Source organism: Candidatus Chryseobacterium colombiense, from assembly GCA_029203185.1.
Lineage (GTDB): Bacteria > Bacteroidota > Bacteroidia > Flavobacteriales > Weeksellaceae > Chryseobacterium > Chryseobacterium colombiense.
In genome coordinates this window covers 1,991,791-2,007,372 of record CP119310.1, presented here as the reverse complement: position 1 = coordinate 2,007,372, position 15,582 = coordinate 1,991,791, and the positions used below count along the sequence as shown (strand labels likewise).

Annotated in this window: 16 protein-coding genes; 11 read left to right on the top strand and 5 right to left on the bottom strand. The window is 34.4% G+C overall.

The features are described 5' to 3' along the window. Positions 1–59 precede the first annotated feature (59 nt). Both P0Y62_08890 and P0Y62_08885 read left to right on the top strand, forming a co-directional pair. Positions 60–1,787 carry an ABC transporter ATP-binding protein gene (locus P0Y62_08890; GenBank protein ID WEK71788.1) on the top strand — a complete coding sequence of 576 codons (1,728 nt, stop codon included), beginning with the start codon at positions 60–62 and terminating at the stop codon, positions 1,785–1,787. Positions 1,788–1,829: 42 nt separating this feature from the next. Next, complete coding sequence (locus P0Y62_08885) at positions 1,830–2,786, top strand: YafY family protein (GenBank protein WEK71669.1); 957 nt, start codon at positions 1,830–1,832, stop codon at positions 2,784–2,786. A gap of 204 nt (positions 2,787–2,990) precedes the next feature. Here P0Y62_08885 and P0Y62_08880 read toward each other — a convergent pair whose 3' ends face one another. Continuing rightward, positions 2,991–3,482: a DinB family protein gene (locus P0Y62_08880; protein ID WEK71668.1), complete on the bottom strand. Its 492-nt coding sequence runs from the start codon at positions 3,480–3,482 to the stop codon at positions 2,991–2,993. 178 nt (positions 3,483–3,660) lie between these two features. Here P0Y62_08880 and P0Y62_08875 point away from each other — a divergent pair, with 178 nt between their 5' ends. From P0Y62_08875 to P0Y62_08850, 6 genes are all read left to right on the top strand, one after another. Beyond that, on the top strand, positions 3,661–4,245 hold the full coding sequence (locus P0Y62_08875; protein WEK71667.1) for a hypothetical protein: 585 nt from the start codon (positions 3,661–3,663) through the stop codon (positions 4,243–4,245). Between the two features lie 130 nt (positions 4,246–4,375). Beyond that, positions 4,376–4,945, top strand: coding sequence for a cob(I)yrinic acid a,c-diamide adenosyltransferase (locus tag P0Y62_08870; protein WEK71666.1), 570 nt, complete (start codon positions 4,376–4,378; stop codon positions 4,943–4,945). A 1-nt stretch (position 4,946) separates the two neighbouring features. Further along, positions 4,947–5,579 (top strand): hypothetical protein, encoded by a 633-nt coding sequence (locus P0Y62_08865; GenBank protein WEK71665.1) that lies wholly within the window; start codon positions 4,947–4,949, stop codon positions 5,577–5,579. After that, positions 5,569–6,198, top strand: a complete 630-nt coding sequence (locus tag P0Y62_08860; GenBank protein ID WEK71664.1) for a thiamine diphosphokinase — start codon at positions 5,569–5,571, stop codon at positions 6,196–6,198. Before P0Y62_08865 ends, P0Y62_08860 begins: the two co-directional genes overlap by 11 nt. Positions 6,199–6,363: 165 nt before the next feature. Then, positions 6,364–7,239, top strand: coding sequence for a tyrosine-protein phosphatase (locus tag P0Y62_08855; GenBank protein ID WEK71663.1), 876 nt, complete (start codon positions 6,364–6,366; stop codon positions 7,237–7,239). Positions 7,240–7,350: 111 nt separating this feature from the next. Further along, positions 7,351–8,745 carry an arginine decarboxylase gene (locus tag P0Y62_08850; GenBank protein ID WEK71662.1) on the top strand — a complete coding sequence of 465 codons (1,395 nt, stop codon included), beginning with the start codon at positions 7,351–7,353 and terminating at the stop codon, positions 8,743–8,745. Positions 8,746–8,867: 122 nt separating this feature from the next. Here P0Y62_08850 and P0Y62_08845 read toward each other — a convergent pair whose 3' ends face one another. Further along, positions 8,868–9,527, bottom strand: coding sequence for an HAD-IA family hydrolase (locus tag P0Y62_08845; GenBank protein ID WEK71661.1), 660 nt, complete (start codon positions 9,525–9,527; stop codon positions 8,868–8,870). 181 nt (positions 9,528–9,708) lie between these two features. Here P0Y62_08845 and speB point away from each other — a divergent pair, with 181 nt between their 5' ends. The 3 genes from speB to P0Y62_08830 all read left to right on the top strand — a co-directional run bounded on the left by speB (position 9,709) and on the right by P0Y62_08830 (position 12,284). After that, positions 9,709–10,566 carry an agmatinase gene (speB, locus tag P0Y62_08840; protein WEK71660.1) on the top strand — a complete coding sequence of 286 codons (858 nt, stop codon included), beginning with the start codon at positions 9,709–9,711 and terminating at the stop codon, positions 10,564–10,566. A 66-nt stretch (positions 10,567–10,632) separates the two neighbouring features. Beyond that, the gene (locus P0Y62_08835) at positions 10,633–11,481 is read left to right on the top strand and encodes a methylated-DNA--[protein]-cysteine S-methyltransferase (protein WEK71659.1); all 849 of its coding nucleotides are present in this window, start codon (positions 10,633–10,635) and stop codon (positions 11,479–11,481) included. A gap of 188 nt (positions 11,482–11,669) precedes the next feature. Further along, a complete protein-coding gene (locus P0Y62_08830; GenBank protein ID WEK71658.1) occupies positions 11,670–12,284 on the top strand; it encodes an alpha-ketoglutarate-dependent dioxygenase AlkB in 615 nt (204 codons plus the stop codon). A 111-nt stretch (positions 12,285–12,395) separates the two neighbouring features. On the opposite strand, the gene P0Y62_08825 is transcribed toward P0Y62_08830, so the two are convergent. The 3 genes from P0Y62_08825 to P0Y62_08815 form a co-directional block, all read right to left on the bottom strand. Continuing rightward, the gene (locus P0Y62_08825) at positions 12,396–14,252 is read right to left on the bottom strand and encodes a CocE/NonD family hydrolase (GenBank protein ID WEK71657.1); all 1,857 of its coding nucleotides are present in this window, start codon (positions 14,250–14,252) and stop codon (positions 12,396–12,398) included. 240 nt (positions 14,253–14,492) lie between these two features. Beyond that, the gene (locus P0Y62_08820; protein WEK71656.1) at positions 14,493–14,912 is read right to left on the bottom strand and encodes an SH3 domain-containing protein; all 420 of its coding nucleotides are present in this window, start codon (positions 14,910–14,912) and stop codon (positions 14,493–14,495) included. A gap of 5 nt (positions 14,913–14,917) precedes the next feature. After that, positions 14,918–15,406: a BON domain-containing protein gene (locus tag P0Y62_08815; protein ID WEK71655.1), complete on the bottom strand. Its 489-nt coding sequence runs from the start codon at positions 15,404–15,406 to the stop codon at positions 14,918–14,920. Between the last annotated feature and the right edge of the window lie 176 nt (positions 15,407–15,582).

Sequence of the window (15,582 nt, the reverse complement as noted above, 5' to 3'; positions counted from 1 at the left end):
CTATCACCTTATTTGGTATTTATAAACAGCTTGTTCCGTTTATCAGGCCTTATCGGTTAATGATTTACGGGACTTTATTTCTTACATTTTTAGGGGCTCTTGCGGCACAGGTCAATCCGCTGGTGCTGAAATATACCGTAGATGAAGTGACAAAGCTTACTCATCTTCCCAATCCCATGTCAGAAGGAATACATGTTTTGGTACTGATCTCCGTGATTTTATTGGGAAAAGAATTATTGAACATTTTTATCAACTTCGGACAGAAATTTTACGGAGAAAAAATCAGGATCAATGTGAGTTCTGTTTTGGCACAATCTGCTATTGACAAAATTTTAACCTACAGAGTAGCTTATTTTAATGATGAAAACCACGAATCCGGAAAACTGCAGATAAGAATTGACCGGGGAATTGAAAGCCTGACAAGGCTGGTTCAGAATTTTTTCATAGATATGTTGCCGTTGTTTTCCAATGCCATTATTGCTTTAATTATCATGTACCTGCAAAATGTATATGTAGGTATTGTTTCCACGATCATTGTTCCGATATATTTTTATATAAGTTCTCTACAGGCGAAAAAACTGAGCGGGGTAAGAAGAACCTTAAGAAACCAGAGGGAGCAGAAAACTTCAGGACTTTTGAATTTAATTAATTCCATCATGGTGATTAAAAGTTTTGTCCGCGAAAAATTTGAAGGTAAAAAACAGTACGATTTACAGATGCAGCTTATGGAAAGTCAGATGTTCACCCGAAAAACAAACTTTATTTATGACGGGTTGAAAACCTTTATAGAACAGTTTGGAGTGGTTTTAATTATCTTATTGACAGTTTATCTGGTGTTGGATCAGCAAATGACGATCGGAGCTATTATGCTTCATATTATGCTTTTTAATAATGTTTCGGCTCCCATTCGCCAGCTTCACAGAATTTATGATGATATGAACGATGCAATGATCTATGCAGAAGGCTATTTTGATATTTTAAATGCAGACGATGAAAAAGAACCAAACGGTGTTTTTGTAGAAAAAGAAATTAAAGGGAATTTCGAATTGCAAAATGTTAACTTTTCCTATCCCAACGGAACGCAGGCTTTACATAATGTTTCCATGAGGATTGAAAACGGGAAAACTACCGCTCTGGTTGGCCTTAGCGGAGCCGGAAAATCAACTATTATTAATCTTTTATGTAAATTTTATCTTCCGGATTCAGGAAACATTCTTTTAGATAACGTTAATCTGAATGATTTTGATAATACATTCCTACGTAATGATCTCGGATTGGTGCTTCAAAAAAACCATATTTTCCAGGGAAGTATTGAAGATAATATCCGCTACGGAAATATGAATGCCAGCTTTGAAGAGATTGAAGAAGCTGCAAAGAAAGCCTATCTTCATGAGCAGATTCTGGATTTGCCTGAAAAATATAATCACGATGCAACCCAACTTTCAGGCGGACAACAACAGAGAATTGCCATTGCAAGATTATTTTTAAAAGATCCACCGATTATTTTCCTTGATGAACCCACGGCGAGTCTTGATGCAATTGCGACAGAGCAGATTAAAAATTCTCTGGATGCGATAAAAGAGGGCAGAACGGTAATCATTATTTCTCACTCTTTATCTCAGATCTTAGATTCGGATAAAATTTATGTGATGAAAAAAGGAAGAGTGGTGGAAAGCGGAACTCATGATGAACTGGTACAAATTAATGGAACTTATAGAGAAATTTTTGATGCTTCAGCAAGAAGTCTGAATTTGGATAAGTTGGTCAGTACTTTTAAGGATAATTAAATAAAATGTGGCAATTTAGCAGTTTAATAATTTGACGTTTAAATGAACGACCACTATCTCAAAAAACTCGACAGAGTTACGGCCATTCTCACTCAATTACAATCAAAACCTATTGTAAGAGCTCAGGATCTTGCAGAAAAATTTGATGTAAGTGTCCGTACTATTTATCGGGATATAAAAACATTGGAAAATGCGGGAATTCCTATCGTTGGAGAAGCCGGAAGCGGTTATTCGCTGATGGATGGTTATAAGCTTCCACCCGTAATGTTCACCAAAGAAGAAGTCTTAAGTTTCATTACCGCAGAGAAACTGATGCAGAAATTCTCCCATCAGAGTTTGGGAAGCCATTACCAGACTGCTATGGAAAAAGTACGGTCTGTCTTGAAATATTCTGACAGAAACCTGATTCAAAATATCGAAAAGCAGATCGATATTTTTCAGTATCATGCTAAAACAGAAAATACGATAAAGAATGTAATTCCAACAATATTAGAAAGTATTGCAGAAAAACGCCAGCTGATCATTGAATATAAAACGGTTGACGACAATATTTCAACAAGAACGATCGAAGCGGTTGGGGTTTTCTTTGAATTTAATTATTGGTACATCATGGCTTTCTGCACACTGAGAAACGATTTCAGACAATTTCGTGTGGACAGGCTCTTAAAAATTTCAAAAACTCAGAATCCGTTTTTAGGTGAATACGGACAAATCAACGATTACAGAAAAAGCGGTAATGGCAATAAAACAACTGTAAGACTTTTAGTCGAGAAAAAAATCATGGGATTTTTGGTAAACTCTAAAAAATATTATGGTTTAACCAAAGAAGTTGATGCAGAAAACGGAATGGTGGAATTAACGTTCGAAACAGAATCGCTGAAAGATGGTTTCCCTCGCTGGCTGATCACCTTTGCAGATTATGCAACCATCTTGGAGCCTGAAAGCCTGAAAGCAAATTTGAACGAATTACTCATCAAAATATCTGGTAAACATCAATAAAACCTCAACAATTTTTGTTGAGGTTTTTGGCAATATTAATTAAATTGAAGATGGTTTTCAATCAAAAAAGGCGAATCTGCAATTACATAAAGATTGGTCAAAATTTAATGTATGGGATGCATTTCCGCCCTTTAGTTGATCAGGATTGATTTTTAAGATTAAGTTTAATTAAAGATTTTAGTCTCCATAAAGGCATTAAAGATCCTAAAATCTCTCCCAAAAAAAAGGCGGCTCAATTCCTAAAGCTCTTAAATATACATATCCTTGTCCACGGTGATGGATTTCATTATCTACGAAATACATAATATTTTGATACACAGGGAACTCGTATTGTCCGAATAGATTGAAAGTTTCCTGGAAACGTTCTTCGGAAATCTGAGCAAAATAAGTATTGATGGTCTCAGTTTCCTCGTCCCATTTTTTCAGAATATCTTCTTTAGTTTTTGGAGTAAACCCTTCTTCATTGTAGGCTTCCATATTTTTGTCAACGATTCCTTTTAAAGCAGGTCCTCCAATGCTGATGAGCTCCACTGCCAGTTTTGCGAATGGTCTCATTCCTCCTATTGAAAATTCAAATAAGTCTTTTTCAGGAAAAGCTTCAATTACTCTTCTTGTCAGATTTCTGTGGCCTTGCCAATGCTCTAATAATTGTTCAGATGTCATAAATTGTTTTGTGATGGTTGCTGTAGTTGTCATAATTTTAATATTGTTTGTTATTGTTGATACAAAGATAAATCGAGGTTATGACAACAGTTTGTCAGTAGGGTTTTAAGAATAAAAAATATTTTATTTTTTTTAAATATTTCAGCATACTTTCACGTTAGAGTAGGACAATGATTTGATAAAATTGTAAATTGTCCTGAAATTTAAAAATATGAAGAAGCTTATTTTGCCGGTTGTCATTGCATTTTTATTGACATCATGTAATAAGATTGAAGAAAAAATCGACCAGACTGTTCAAAAAACTACCGAAACGGTAAAGAAAAAAACTCAGGAAGCCGTTGAAGAAACAGTGAAAAAGACGGTCAACGAATCTATAAATTCTCTAACCAATTCCGAGGATGTTCAAATTAATCAGATTTTTCCCGGAGCTGACAAAGCGATAATTTCAGAAGGAACAGGAAAGAAATTCAAATTTCCAAATGGTTCAGAAGGCTTTATTTTTAAATATAAGGCAGATAAAGAGACTTTAATTCCATTTTTGGAAAGTCAGCCGACTACCGATGAAAATAAATCGGATAAGACAGCCAGAAAAATTGATGGACAAAGTATCATAGATAAAATCAGTTTTATAGAAAAGTTTCTTCCTGAAAATACCGTTGATTCAGGTTTTCTGGAGGATATAAAAAATGATAAGGGTATTGAATATTATAGATTAAAAAGATTTCCCAACAAGAGTACGATTATCTACAATCCCAAGAACCAGACCGTATTACAATATGTAGAGGTAAATAAATAATTTGAGAAGATGGCCGGTTTTCCGGTCATTTTTGCTATTTCTTATCCTATAAATAGATTCCTTCAAAGAGTAATACTGACATTTGTGCATTTCGCTTTTTACATTGTTCAAAATAAAGTATTTTAGTCCTATGAAAATTTACACAAAAACAGGAGATAAAGGTCAGACTGCTTTGTATGGCGGCACAAGAGTTTCGAAAGCAAGTGCAAGAGTTGACAGCTACGGAAATATAGATGAGCTTAATTCATTCATCGGAATTGCAAAAAGCCATATTGATGATCAGGAAGTGTTAAGACAATTAAAGAAAATCCAATTTGATTTATTTACGGTAGGCTCAGAGGCGGCTACTCCGGTTGATAAACTAATGTTGGCTAACGGAAAGTCTCGTTTACCATTAATTATTTCCGATACCGAAATTGAAGAACTGGAAAACTGGATGGATGCTTTTGACGAAAAATTGGAACCTCTACAATATTTTATTCTTCCGGGTGGAGGAAAACCGGCAACATTTTTACATGCAGCAAGAACAATTTGCAGAAGAGCAGAACGTTCTTTGGTGTTCTTAAATGAATCGGAAGAAGTTCGTCCAGAACTCATTAAATATCTGAACAGACTTTCAGATTATCTTTTTGTATTGGCAAGATATATTTCAAAAATCAACAACGAGCCGGAAGAATACTGGAATCCGAATGAAAGATAAAATGAAAAAAATATTTTTATTATTTATATTGTATTCCGGGATGTATTTTTCACAGGATTATATTGATAATGGAAATGTTCTTATGTCTGAAAATAAATTTTCAAAGGCTGAAAATGTTTTTCGTGAAGGATTAAAACAGGAACCTGATAATTTGATTTTTAAATCCCAATTGGCTTTAACTTTAATTGAGCAAGATAAAAATGACCAGGCTGAAAAAATAATTGTTGAAGTTTTAAAAAAAGACCCATCATTTCCGGCCGCTCTTTGGTATGGAGGACTTAATAATTTTTCGAAAAAAAAGCCTGATTTTAGAAAAGCTCTCTCTTATTTTGAAAAATTATACAAGTTGATTGATAAAAACTCAAAACAGTATTCTGCTTTAAATTTTTATATCGGAAAATCCTATCAGAAATTACTTTATAAAGAAGGTTTATCATATGATGAAGTTGATAGAATGATAGAAGCGTATAATAAATATGTTGAATCAGAACCTGACGCAGAAAATATCATTAATGTTAAAAGTTTTGTAGAAAGAATACAAAATAATAGACCCGGAAGAAATGTTGAAAAATGGGTAATCACTACAGACCCAAATGTTGTGGAAGAAATAAAAAAGGAATTAAATGGTAAATAAAGCATTACTTTTCATCAATGGAGATGCTCCGAAATCCTTTCCGGATCTTGAACAATATGGTTTGATCGCATGTACAGACGGAGCTTTTCATTATCTGAAAAGGATGAATTTTCCAATGGAGAAGCTGGATTTTATTTCCGGTGATTTTGATTCTCATTCCGGTGCTGATGAAAATATTTATGAAGAGAAGTTCATTCATACTCCGGATCAGAACAATACAGATTTTTATAAGGCTTTAGAGATCATTTTAGAAAAAGGCTTTACAGACATTGATATTTTTGGAGGAAGTGGAGGAGAACAGGATCATTTTTTAGGAAACCTTACTGTTGCTTTCAGTTTTAAGGATCAATTAACTATAAAATTTTATGACGAGTTTTCTGAATATTATTTTATCCCTAAAATATATAATTTAAAGGGCGTGAAAGATAAAATGATTTCACTGTATCCGTTTCCGGCAGTTGAAAACATTACTACAGTAGGCTTAAACTGGCCATTGACAAATGGGGACTTAAGCATTACTTCAAGAATCGGAACAAGAAATTTCGCTGTTGAAGATGAGGTTTCCATTGAATATGAAAAAGGAGATTTGCTGATTTTTGTTGGGAAAAATTATTTGTAGTTTAAACACTAATTTCACTAATGTTTTCACAAATTATAAAATCTAATTTTTGTAATATCAATAGGAACGGGCTTTAGCCCGTTTTTAAAATTAAAAATAAATCAATCGGCTTTAGCCAAAACATACAAGTCTTACGCAAACATCTGTGAAATCTGCGGAAAAAAAATGAAAAACGTAATCAAAATATCATTTCTAATCATTTCAATATTCTGCATTTTCTCCTGCAAAACGCAGAGCTTTTCTACACCTGAATACGGAAAAAATACAACAGAAAAAGATATTCAGATTAAAAAAGTTCATAATTTCAGAGCGGTCGGAAATATTAAAAATGTAGATGGAAGAACCTTAAAAGAAGGAAAATTCTACCGAAGCGGACACCTGCATAAACTGAAGAAAAAATCTTTTAAAGAGCTTGAAGAATTAGGGATTAAAGAAATTATAGACCTTAGAAATTCAAAAGAAATCGCTCAGAAACCGGATCATCTTCCCAACAATATTGTTTATAAGAATTATTCTGCTTTTGAAGACGAAGGTGATCAATTGGATCAGGCTAAAAGGTTGGTTTTAAAAGGAAAAGTTGACGGTTCAGATGCGGATAAAAGAATGCTGGAATTTTACAGAGATTATGTAAAGGAAAATCCTGAAATTATTAAGAAAATCATCACCGAAATTTTAGATTCGGATCAGCCCGTTTTATACCACTGTACGGCGGGAAAAGACAGAACAGGGATTACAACAGCTTTGATTCTGACCATTTTAAAATTTGATAAAGAAACAATTTACAACGATTATCTTTTATCGAATAATTACAGAAAAAAATTGGTGGATAAAAGATTGAATTTGGCTACTCATCTTCACTTTCTCTATCCGAAAATGGATGTCAAAGTATTAGAAAAACTAAGTTGGGTGGAAACTGATTATCTGGATGCTGCTTTTAATGAAATCAATAAAGAATATGGCTCTATTGATAACTATATTCAAAAGGTTTTAGGAATTTCTGAAAATAAACGGCAAGAATATATTCAGAAGTTTACATATTAATAATCGGAGTGAAATTTTCATTACAAAATCACTAAAAATTTATAATAAATTTAACGTTAAAAAATCAAACTTTTTTAGCAATTTTGCATTTCTTAATTCACTTGTTTAGAAATGAAAATAAAATACTCGGAACTTATTGATCAGACGTTGTATTTCCCTACTGAGGAGTTCAATGTTTCTGAGAACAATTTGTTGTTTCACGACATTCCGTTGATGGATGTTGTTGAAAAATTTGGCACTCCGCTAAAGATTAGCTACCTGCCGAGAATTTCTCAAAATATCCAGAAAGCCAAGAGCTGGTTTAAGGAAGCTTTTGAGAAGACCGATTATAAGAAGAATTATACCTATTGTTACTGTACAAAATCAAGTCATTTCAAATTTGTACTGGAAGAAGCTTTGAAAAATGATATTTCTATAGAGACTTCTTCTGCTTATGACATGGATATCGTAAAGTCTCTTTATAAAGAAGGGAAAGTATCAAAAGATATTGAAGTGATCTGCAACGGTTTCAAAACAGATGATTATCTGGCGAAAATTTCAGATATGATCAACAGCGGTTTTGAAAACATTACTCCAATTCTGGACAATTACCGTGAACTTGATAAATTAACAGAAAGTATTGATACCACATTCGACATCGGAATCAGAATCGCTTCTGAAGAAGAACCGAAGTTCGAATTTTATACCTCAAGATTAGGAATCGGATATAAAGATATTATTCCTTATTACAGCCAAAAAATTGCTGAACACCCGAATGCAAGATTGAAAATGCTTCACTTCTTCATCAATACGGGAATCAAAGATACAGCGTACTACTGGAATGAATTGTACAAATGTCTTCGTGTGTATGCACGTTTGAAGAAAATTGCTCCGGAAGTAAATTCATTGAATATCGGTGGTGGTTTCCCAATCAAGACTTCTTTACAGTTTGATTACGATTATCAATATATGGTTGAGGAAATCGTTTCTCAAATCAAAAAATTCTGTGAAGAAGAAGGGGTAGAAGAGCCAAATATCTATACAGAATTCGGAAGTTTTACCGTTGGAGAAAGTGGGGCAAATATTTATAAAATAATTTCTCAAAAACGCCAGAACGACAGAGAAAAATGGAATATGATCGATTCTTCTTTCATGACGACTCTTCCTGATACTTGGGCGATTTCAAGACACTTTATCATGCTTCCTTTAAACCGTTGGGATGATACTTATGAAAGAGTTTTCTTAGGTGGATTGACTTGTGATTCGGATGACTATTACAATTCTGAACAACATACCAATGCTATTTATTTGCCGGTTTTCAGTGATACTAAACCTTTGTATATCGGTTTTTTCCATACAGGAGCGTATCAGGAAACAATCGGAGGTTATGGGGGAGTTCACCATTGCTTAATGCCTCAACCGAGACACGTTTTGATTCAGAAAGATGAAAACGGAGAATTACACTATGAGATTTTCCGTGAAAAGCAGGAACCGGAAGATGTATTGAAACTTCTTGGGTATAAATAATCTGACATACCACTGTCATTTCGACGATAGGAGAAATCTAAAAATAGATTCTCCATTTCATTCAGAAGGACGACAAATAGAAAATAAAAACAAAAGCTCTCAAATTTGAGAGCTTTTTCTATTTAAAAATATTTTGAAATTTTATCCAATTGAAGGTCTTCATAATCTGAAACAACGGTGTCTGCCAAAGTATAGTCTTGATTTTTAGAATGTGGGCTTCTGTATGCCGCACAGAAAATTTTTGCCCGGTGTGCTGCTAAAATTCCGTTGGTAGAATCTTCAATCACCATACAGTTTTCAACAGGCTCTCCCGACATTTCTGCCGCTAACAAAAATACTTCAGGGTGGGGTTTTGATTCTTTTAAATCTGCACCGCTTATTTTTCCGCTGAAATATTTCTCCAGACCGAATTTTTCAAAAACCATATTGATGGTAGTCATAGTAGCGGAAGAAGCTAAAATCAATGTAATACTATTATCATAATAGTGTTGAATCAATTCTCGCACTCCCGGAATGAGATCAAATTCGTCATCATTATAAAAATAATCCTTAAAATGGGTTCTTTTGATGGCTGCAATGGCTTCATGGGGGTGATCTAAATCGAATTTCTGAATTAAGGTTTCACAAACTCTTTTTGTGGACGCTCCTGTGAAAGAAGTATATAAATCTTCGGAAACAGCAATTTCCAGTTCATCAAAAGTTTTGAAATAAGCTTTTCTGTGCAATGGTTCTGTATCTACAATCACTCCATCCATATCGAAAAGAACAGCTTTTAAAGGCATACAATTAAGTTTTAGCAAAAATAATGTTTTAAAACTTAAAGATTGAAGGTTTAAAATTAAAAAATTATGATGCCAAATTTCATAACTCATGACTCATCATTTATAACTCAACGACTATTTTGTATCTTTGTCGAATCTTTTACTATTTCAATCATTTAATTTTTTAATTAATAAATTATATATGAAAACATACGCAGGAATTCCTGAAGAAAATGCATCATTAGAGAACTCGAAAGTAATGTTGGTGACTGTTCCTTACGACGGAACTTCAACCTGGGGAAAAGGAGCGGATAAAGGTCCTGAATTGTTCTTGAACGCTTCTGAAAATATGGAGCTTTATGATATTGAAACTCAGACTGAGCCTTATTTGGAAGGAGTTTACCTGGCTGGAGAAGTTTCTGAAAACTCTTCACCTGAAGCCATGACAGAAGCTGTCTATCAAAAAACAAAAGAGCTTTTAAATCATGACGGTAAATTATTCACTCTTTTCGGTGGAGAACATTCTGTTTCTATCGGTTCAATCCGTGCGGTAGGTGAGAAATTCGAGAACTTAACAGTTCTTCAACTGGATGCTCACACAGATTTACGTCCGGAATTCCATGGTTCTACTTCTAACCATGCTTGTGCGGTTTTTGAAGCGAATCAGAAGCACAATTTGGTACAGGTAGGAATCCGTTCAATGGATGTTGAAGAAGTGGAATATTTGCCGGAAGGAAGAGTGTTTTTCGCTCATGAAATTGCCAATAATGAAAACTGGATCAATGATGTACTGGAAAAAGTTTCAGGAAACGTGTATATTACAATTGACCTAGATGCTTTTGATCCTTCACTTTGTCCGTCAACAGGAACTCCTGAACCGGGAGGTTTACAATGGTATCCAACTTTGGAATTATTAAGCAAAGTATTTGAAAAATGTAACGTTGTAGCGTTTGATATTGTAGAATTAATGGATTCTCCGATGGCAAAACCAAGTGCATTCCTTGCCGCAAAGCTATATTACAAAATGCTTGCTTACTATCATATGTATAATAACAACTAAATTCCGCAAGAATCGGATTTTTTCCGCCGTATATTCTTTGGAACTTTGTGAGGTAAATTCAATGGTATGTACACACAAAATCAGATCGATTACGAAAGAATTGCGAAGGCGATAGAGTATATCCGGAGCAATTTTAAGCTTCAGCCAAGTTTGGAGGAAGTAGCAGAGAAAATTCATTTGAGCCCTGCTCATTTTCAGAAAATGTTTTCTGATTGGGCAGGAACGAGTCCGAAAAAATTTTTACAGTTCATAAGTCTTGAACATGCTAAAAATTTACTAAAGGAAGAAAAAGCGAGTTTATTTGATACCGCTTATGAGACAGGGTTTTCGAGTACAAGCAGGCTGCATGATTTGTTTGTGAAGATCGAAGGAATGTCTCCGGCAGAATATAAAAACGGGGGAAAAAGTCTTCATATTAATTATAGTTTTTCCGAAACACCTTTTGGAAATGTAATTACGGCTTCCACAGAAAAAGGGATCTGTTATATGGCTTTTGAAACCGATGAAAATAAAGCATTGGGAGATTTACAGGCTAAATTTCCCAATGCTTCTTTTTTTGAAAAACAGGATGAATTTCAGAAAAATGCATTATCCATTTTCAATAAAGACTGGACGAAGCTCAATACGATAAAGCTCCATTTAAAGGGAACTGATTTCCAGTTAAAAGTCTGGGAAAGTCTTCTGTCCATTCCGATGGGAAAACTTTCAACGTATGGACATTTGGCTGAGAAAATAGGAAATCCCAATGCTTCACGTGCAGTCGGGACAGCAATCGGAAGCAATCCTGTCGCTTTTTTAATTCCATGTCATCGTGTCATTCAGTCCTCGGGAAATATCGGAGGGTATCGATGGGGAAGTGAAAGAAAACAGTTGATTGTAGGATGGGAAAGTTCTCGGATTTACTCCGATTCTTAAATACAAATTATACAAGTTTTTTTCACGAATAAACACGAAGATTTTATTTAAAATTTTATAAAGCAAATTATTTCATAAGTAGGAACGGGCTTTAGCCCGTTTAGATAAATAAGAAATTCAATCAATTGGCTTTAGCCAAAACTTATTTGAATTCTTCTAAGCACAAAATATTATACAGAATTGTTATCATGTTAAGCCTATTCGAAGATATATCAGATTACCCTTTTAATATTCTTCCCAATGACGGAATTGTTCACTATTACGGAAAAATTTTTTCCCAAGAAAAGTCGGATTTTTATTATAAGTATTTATTCAATCAGATTCCCTGGGAAAATGATGAAGCCGTCATTTTTGGTAAGTTGATTTTAACCAAAAGAAAAGTCGCTTGGTTTGGTGAAAAGCCATTTGAATATACGTATTCAAAAAGAACAAAGTATGCCAAATTCTGGGCTCCTGAATTATTGGAGCTCAAACAAAAATGTGAAGAAATTACCGGAGAAACTTATAATTCCTGTCTTTTAAATTTATATCATGACGGAAGCGAAGGAATGGCCTATCACAGCGATGCCGAAAAAGACTTGAAAAAACATGGCGCCATCGCTTCTCTGACTTTTGGAGCGGAAAGAAAGTTCCTGTTTAAACATAAAACCACAAAAGAAAAGATAGAAATATTCCTGGAAAACGGGAGTTTGCTGGTTATGAAAGGAACAACACAGGATCATTGGATGCATCGGCTTCCACCGACTACAAAAGTGAATACTCCCAGAGTGAATCTGACTTTCAGAACGATTGAGGAAGATTAATAGAATTCTCTCGCAGATTTGCAGATGACGCAGATTTTTAGACACAATCATTTGCAAAATCTGCGAGAGACAAAAAAACAAAAGCTGTTCAGTGTGAACAGCTTTTTAAATTTATTTTATTACCTCAACTTCAATCGCGCTATCATCAAAAACTTTGATAAACGCTTTCGTATAATCCTCTTTCGTGGCGAAATTCGGATTATCCAAGAATTTTTGCGGATTGACAGCAAATAAAGGGAACCAGGTTGAAGAAATCTGGATCTGGATTTTATGTCCTTTTTTAAAGGTATGCACAACATCCTGCAATCTGAAATTTACTGCTGTTTTTTGATTTGGAATCAAAGCCTCAGCTTTTTCTCTTGAATTTCTAAATCTTGCAGGCATAATTTCACTTCTTACCATTTGATGATAATTTCCGTAAACCACACCGTCTTTTTTCTCGGCAGGTTTGAAATCTTCGGGATAAATGTCAATTAATTTCACTGCAAAATCTGCATCGGTAGAAGTGGAAGCAATATTTAATTTAGCCATAATTTCTCCGGCGAAAGTCATTTCTTCTGTTAAAGCATCTGTTGTGAACGTCAAAACATCAGGTCTTCCTTCTGCAAACCGTTGATCTTCCGACATATAATTTTTAGGGGTGAATCCATTGAAATCTTTTAAATTATCTGAACTCAAAACCGGATTGTTCGGATCACTGTAGTATTCTGATGAACCTTTTCCTGCTGCATTTTTCAATGTTCCGTTGGATAAATAAAAGTTTATTTTTTGACCTTCTTTTGGAGGATATGTTGTGAATTCTCTCCATTGTTTTGCTCCGGTGTCATACATTAAGGCTTCCGGTAGACCTACATCCTGTTTTGTATTTCCTTTCAAATAATGATTGAAAAACTTCGTTTCAATATTTTTCTGATAATATGTTGCAATACTGTCTCCAAAATAGATCTGATTGTGGAAATGCTTTCCTTGCTCCTGTGCCCAGGCTCCGTGAGAGAAAGGTCCCATTACAATGGTATTTTTCGCTTTCGGACTTGTTTTTTCGATAGTTTTATAGATATTTAAAGGTCCTGAAAGATCTTCCGCGTCAAACCAGCCTCCAACTGTCATCACCGCATGATTTACATTTTTAAGATGAGGAAGAAGACTTCTTTTTTGCCAGAATTCATCATAGTTGGTGTGATTCATAATTTCAGTCATAAAGAAATTATTCTTATAATATTTCTCATAACCATCTTTCAAAGTTCCCATATCTCTGTAGAATTTCAGACCGTCTTCAGAAGTTATTTTAATCATAGAATCGTTATACCAAGCCTTATTTTCAGGTTTTGTTTTTTGAACCCCGAATACCGGGAAAGTTCTGAAATAAGCTAACATAAATCTTCCGTTGTGAAGAAAGTCATCATTCCAGAAGTCTGAAATCGGTGCTTGCGGAGATGAAGCAACTAAAGCAGGATGTTGTGCCAAAATCCCTACAGCCGTATAAAACCCAGGATATGAAGTTCCGTATTGTCCTACTTTTCCGTTGTTATCTTTAATATTTTTAATCAGCCAATCAATAGTGTCATATGTATCGGTACTTTCATCAACATCTTTCTTTGTTTTTCTGTCAACCTGTGGTGTCATATTGGTAAAAGTTCCTTCGCTCATATATCTTCCTCGAACATCCTGAAGAACGAAAATATATTTGTCTTTCATGATATAAGGATTCGGACCAAGTTTGGTTCTGTATTCGTTTTCGCCATAAGGAGCGATGCTGTAGCATGTTCTCTGCATCAAAAACGGATATTTATTTTTATTGGAAATATCTTTAGGAATGTAAACAGCTGTAAAGAGCTTTGTTCCATCACGCATGGGAATATAGAATTCCTTTTTGGTAAAATTGTCTTTTACAAATGTGTCGGGTTGCTGTGTCTGTGAATTCCCAAAAATGAACAGGAAAATAAGTACAATTGAAAAATGAGCTTTCATTATATTAAATTTGACGCTAATTTAAACATAAAATGTTTTTAATTATTCAAATTGTGAATACGCGATAAGAAAGCTTTTAAATCTTTATTTTTTTAGTAGAAAAAGGAGTTGGATATTTTCAAAAATAGGATTGGGTGAAATTAACTATCTATGAATAAAGTTTTGGTTAAAATCTTTAGAAAAGAAAAGACTACCTTGAAAAAGGTAGCCTTATGTATAAAGTTGATATTGTTAACTGTATTAAGCTTTTAAATATCTTGAATAAGCATATCCTTCCTGTCCGTCAGCTGTTTTTACTTTCCACCAATCGTCGGAAGTTTGTTCAACCAAAGTTACAGATGCTCCTTTTGCTGCTTTACCTACAACAGCAGCTTCAGTAGATGGTTCCTGTCTGATATTTAAGTTAGATTCCTCAGTTGCTACTGTTAAAGAAGCTCCGGAAGCCAGTCCGCTCACCTGTACATCGATATTGATATCCGAAGCAGAATAAGTAGAATCTATTGCTCCTAAAGCATTCCAGACTGCATCTTTAGCAGCTGTATTAGCGGCATTTCCGGAAACATATAAAATTCCGTCCTGTTCTTGAACCTGAAGATTTGAAATTCCTGCAGACTGGGCAGCAGAAACCACGCTTGAATATTTGTCTTGTAATGTGCTCATATTAATTATTTTACGACTAAGTTATTGTTGTATTTCCCGATTTTCAAAGCATCTATAGATTCTTTGATTTTTCTGGCCTGTAGTGAAGATACGTTTCCTGTAAGAGTAAGCTCCCCGTTTACAACTTCTACTTTTACTGAAGGGAAGTCTTTTACAGCATCCTGTACTTTTTTCTGAACAGCAGGATCTACTGCAGATGTCGTTGCAACAGGAGCTGCAGGAGCCGGAGCTTCAATTTTCGTCATATCCATTACATCTTTGATCCCGTTTACAGTTTTCAGCTGAGCAATCATAGCATTTTTAGATTGTTCATCGGCAAAAGTTCCGCTTAAATGTGCTACACCGTCTTTTACTTCAACGGAAGCATTTGGATTTGACGTTACAATAGTAGTTGCCTGAGTCTGAAGATCTGCATCAGAGACTTTTTTCTTACATGAAACCGATCCGAAAGATACTGCGATTGCCAACGCAGCCATTGCGATTGTTTTTTTCATAATAGAGTTATTTTTTTGTTGTTTAGGTTTTATGTTATACGTAAATGTAATAATAAAATTTATACCAAAAGATTAAAATTTAGCTAATTATTTTTTATTTCTCTAAAAGATTCAACATTAAAAATGGAAAATTTATGGAATAAAATGGCTGTTGGATGCAGAGAAAGAAGAAATAG

Coding starts and splice junctions, on each gene's coding strand:
- speB (WEK71660.1), top strand. CDS start 9,709: ATGAAAACATACGCAGGAATTCCTGAAGAAAATGCATCATTAGAGAAC.
- P0Y62_08875 (WEK71667.1), top strand. CDS start 3,661: ATGAAGAAGCTTATTTTGCCGGTTGTCATTGCATTTTTATTGACATCA.
- P0Y62_08880 (WEK71668.1), bottom strand. CDS start 3,482: ATGACAACTACAGCAACCATCACAAAACAATTTATGACATCTGAACAA.
- P0Y62_08885 (WEK71669.1), top strand. CDS start 1,830: ATGAACGACCACTATCTCAAAAAACTCGACAGAGTTACGGCCATTCTC.
- P0Y62_08855 (WEK71663.1), top strand. CDS start 6,364: ATGAAAAACGTAATCAAAATATCATTTCTAATCATTTCAATATTCTGC.
- P0Y62_08815 (WEK71655.1), bottom strand. CDS start 15,406: ATGAAAAAAACAATCGCAATGGCTGCGTTGGCAATCGCAGTATCTTTC.
- P0Y62_08835 (WEK71659.1), top strand. CDS start 10,633: ATGTACACACAAAATCAGATCGATTACGAAAGAATTGCGAAGGCGATA.
- P0Y62_08890 (WEK71788.1), top strand. CDS start 60: ATGATTTACGGGACTTTATTTCTTACATTTTTAGGGGCTCTTGCGGCA.
- P0Y62_08830 (WEK71658.1), top strand. CDS start 11,670: ATGTTAAGCCTATTCGAAGATATATCAGATTACCCTTTTAATATTCTT.
- P0Y62_08860 (WEK71664.1), top strand. CDS start 5,569: ATGGTAAATAAAGCATTACTTTTCATCAATGGAGATGCTCCGAAATCC.
- P0Y62_08820 (WEK71656.1), bottom strand. CDS start 14,912: ATGAGCACATTACAAGACAAATATTCAAGCGTGGTTTCTGCTGCCCAG.
- P0Y62_08865 (WEK71665.1), top strand. CDS start 4,947: ATGAAAAAAATATTTTTATTATTTATATTGTATTCCGGGATGTATTTT.
- P0Y62_08850 (WEK71662.1), top strand. CDS start 7,351: ATGAAAATAAAATACTCGGAACTTATTGATCAGACGTTGTATTTCCCT.
- P0Y62_08845 (WEK71661.1), bottom strand. CDS start 9,527: ATGCCTTTAAAAGCTGTTCTTTTCGATATGGATGGAGTGATTGTAGAT.
- P0Y62_08870 (WEK71666.1), top strand. CDS start 4,376: ATGAAAATTTACACAAAAACAGGAGATAAAGGTCAGACTGCTTTGTAT.
- P0Y62_08825 (WEK71657.1), bottom strand. CDS start 14,252: ATGAAAGCTCATTTTTCAATTGTACTTATTTTCCTGTTCATTTTTGGG.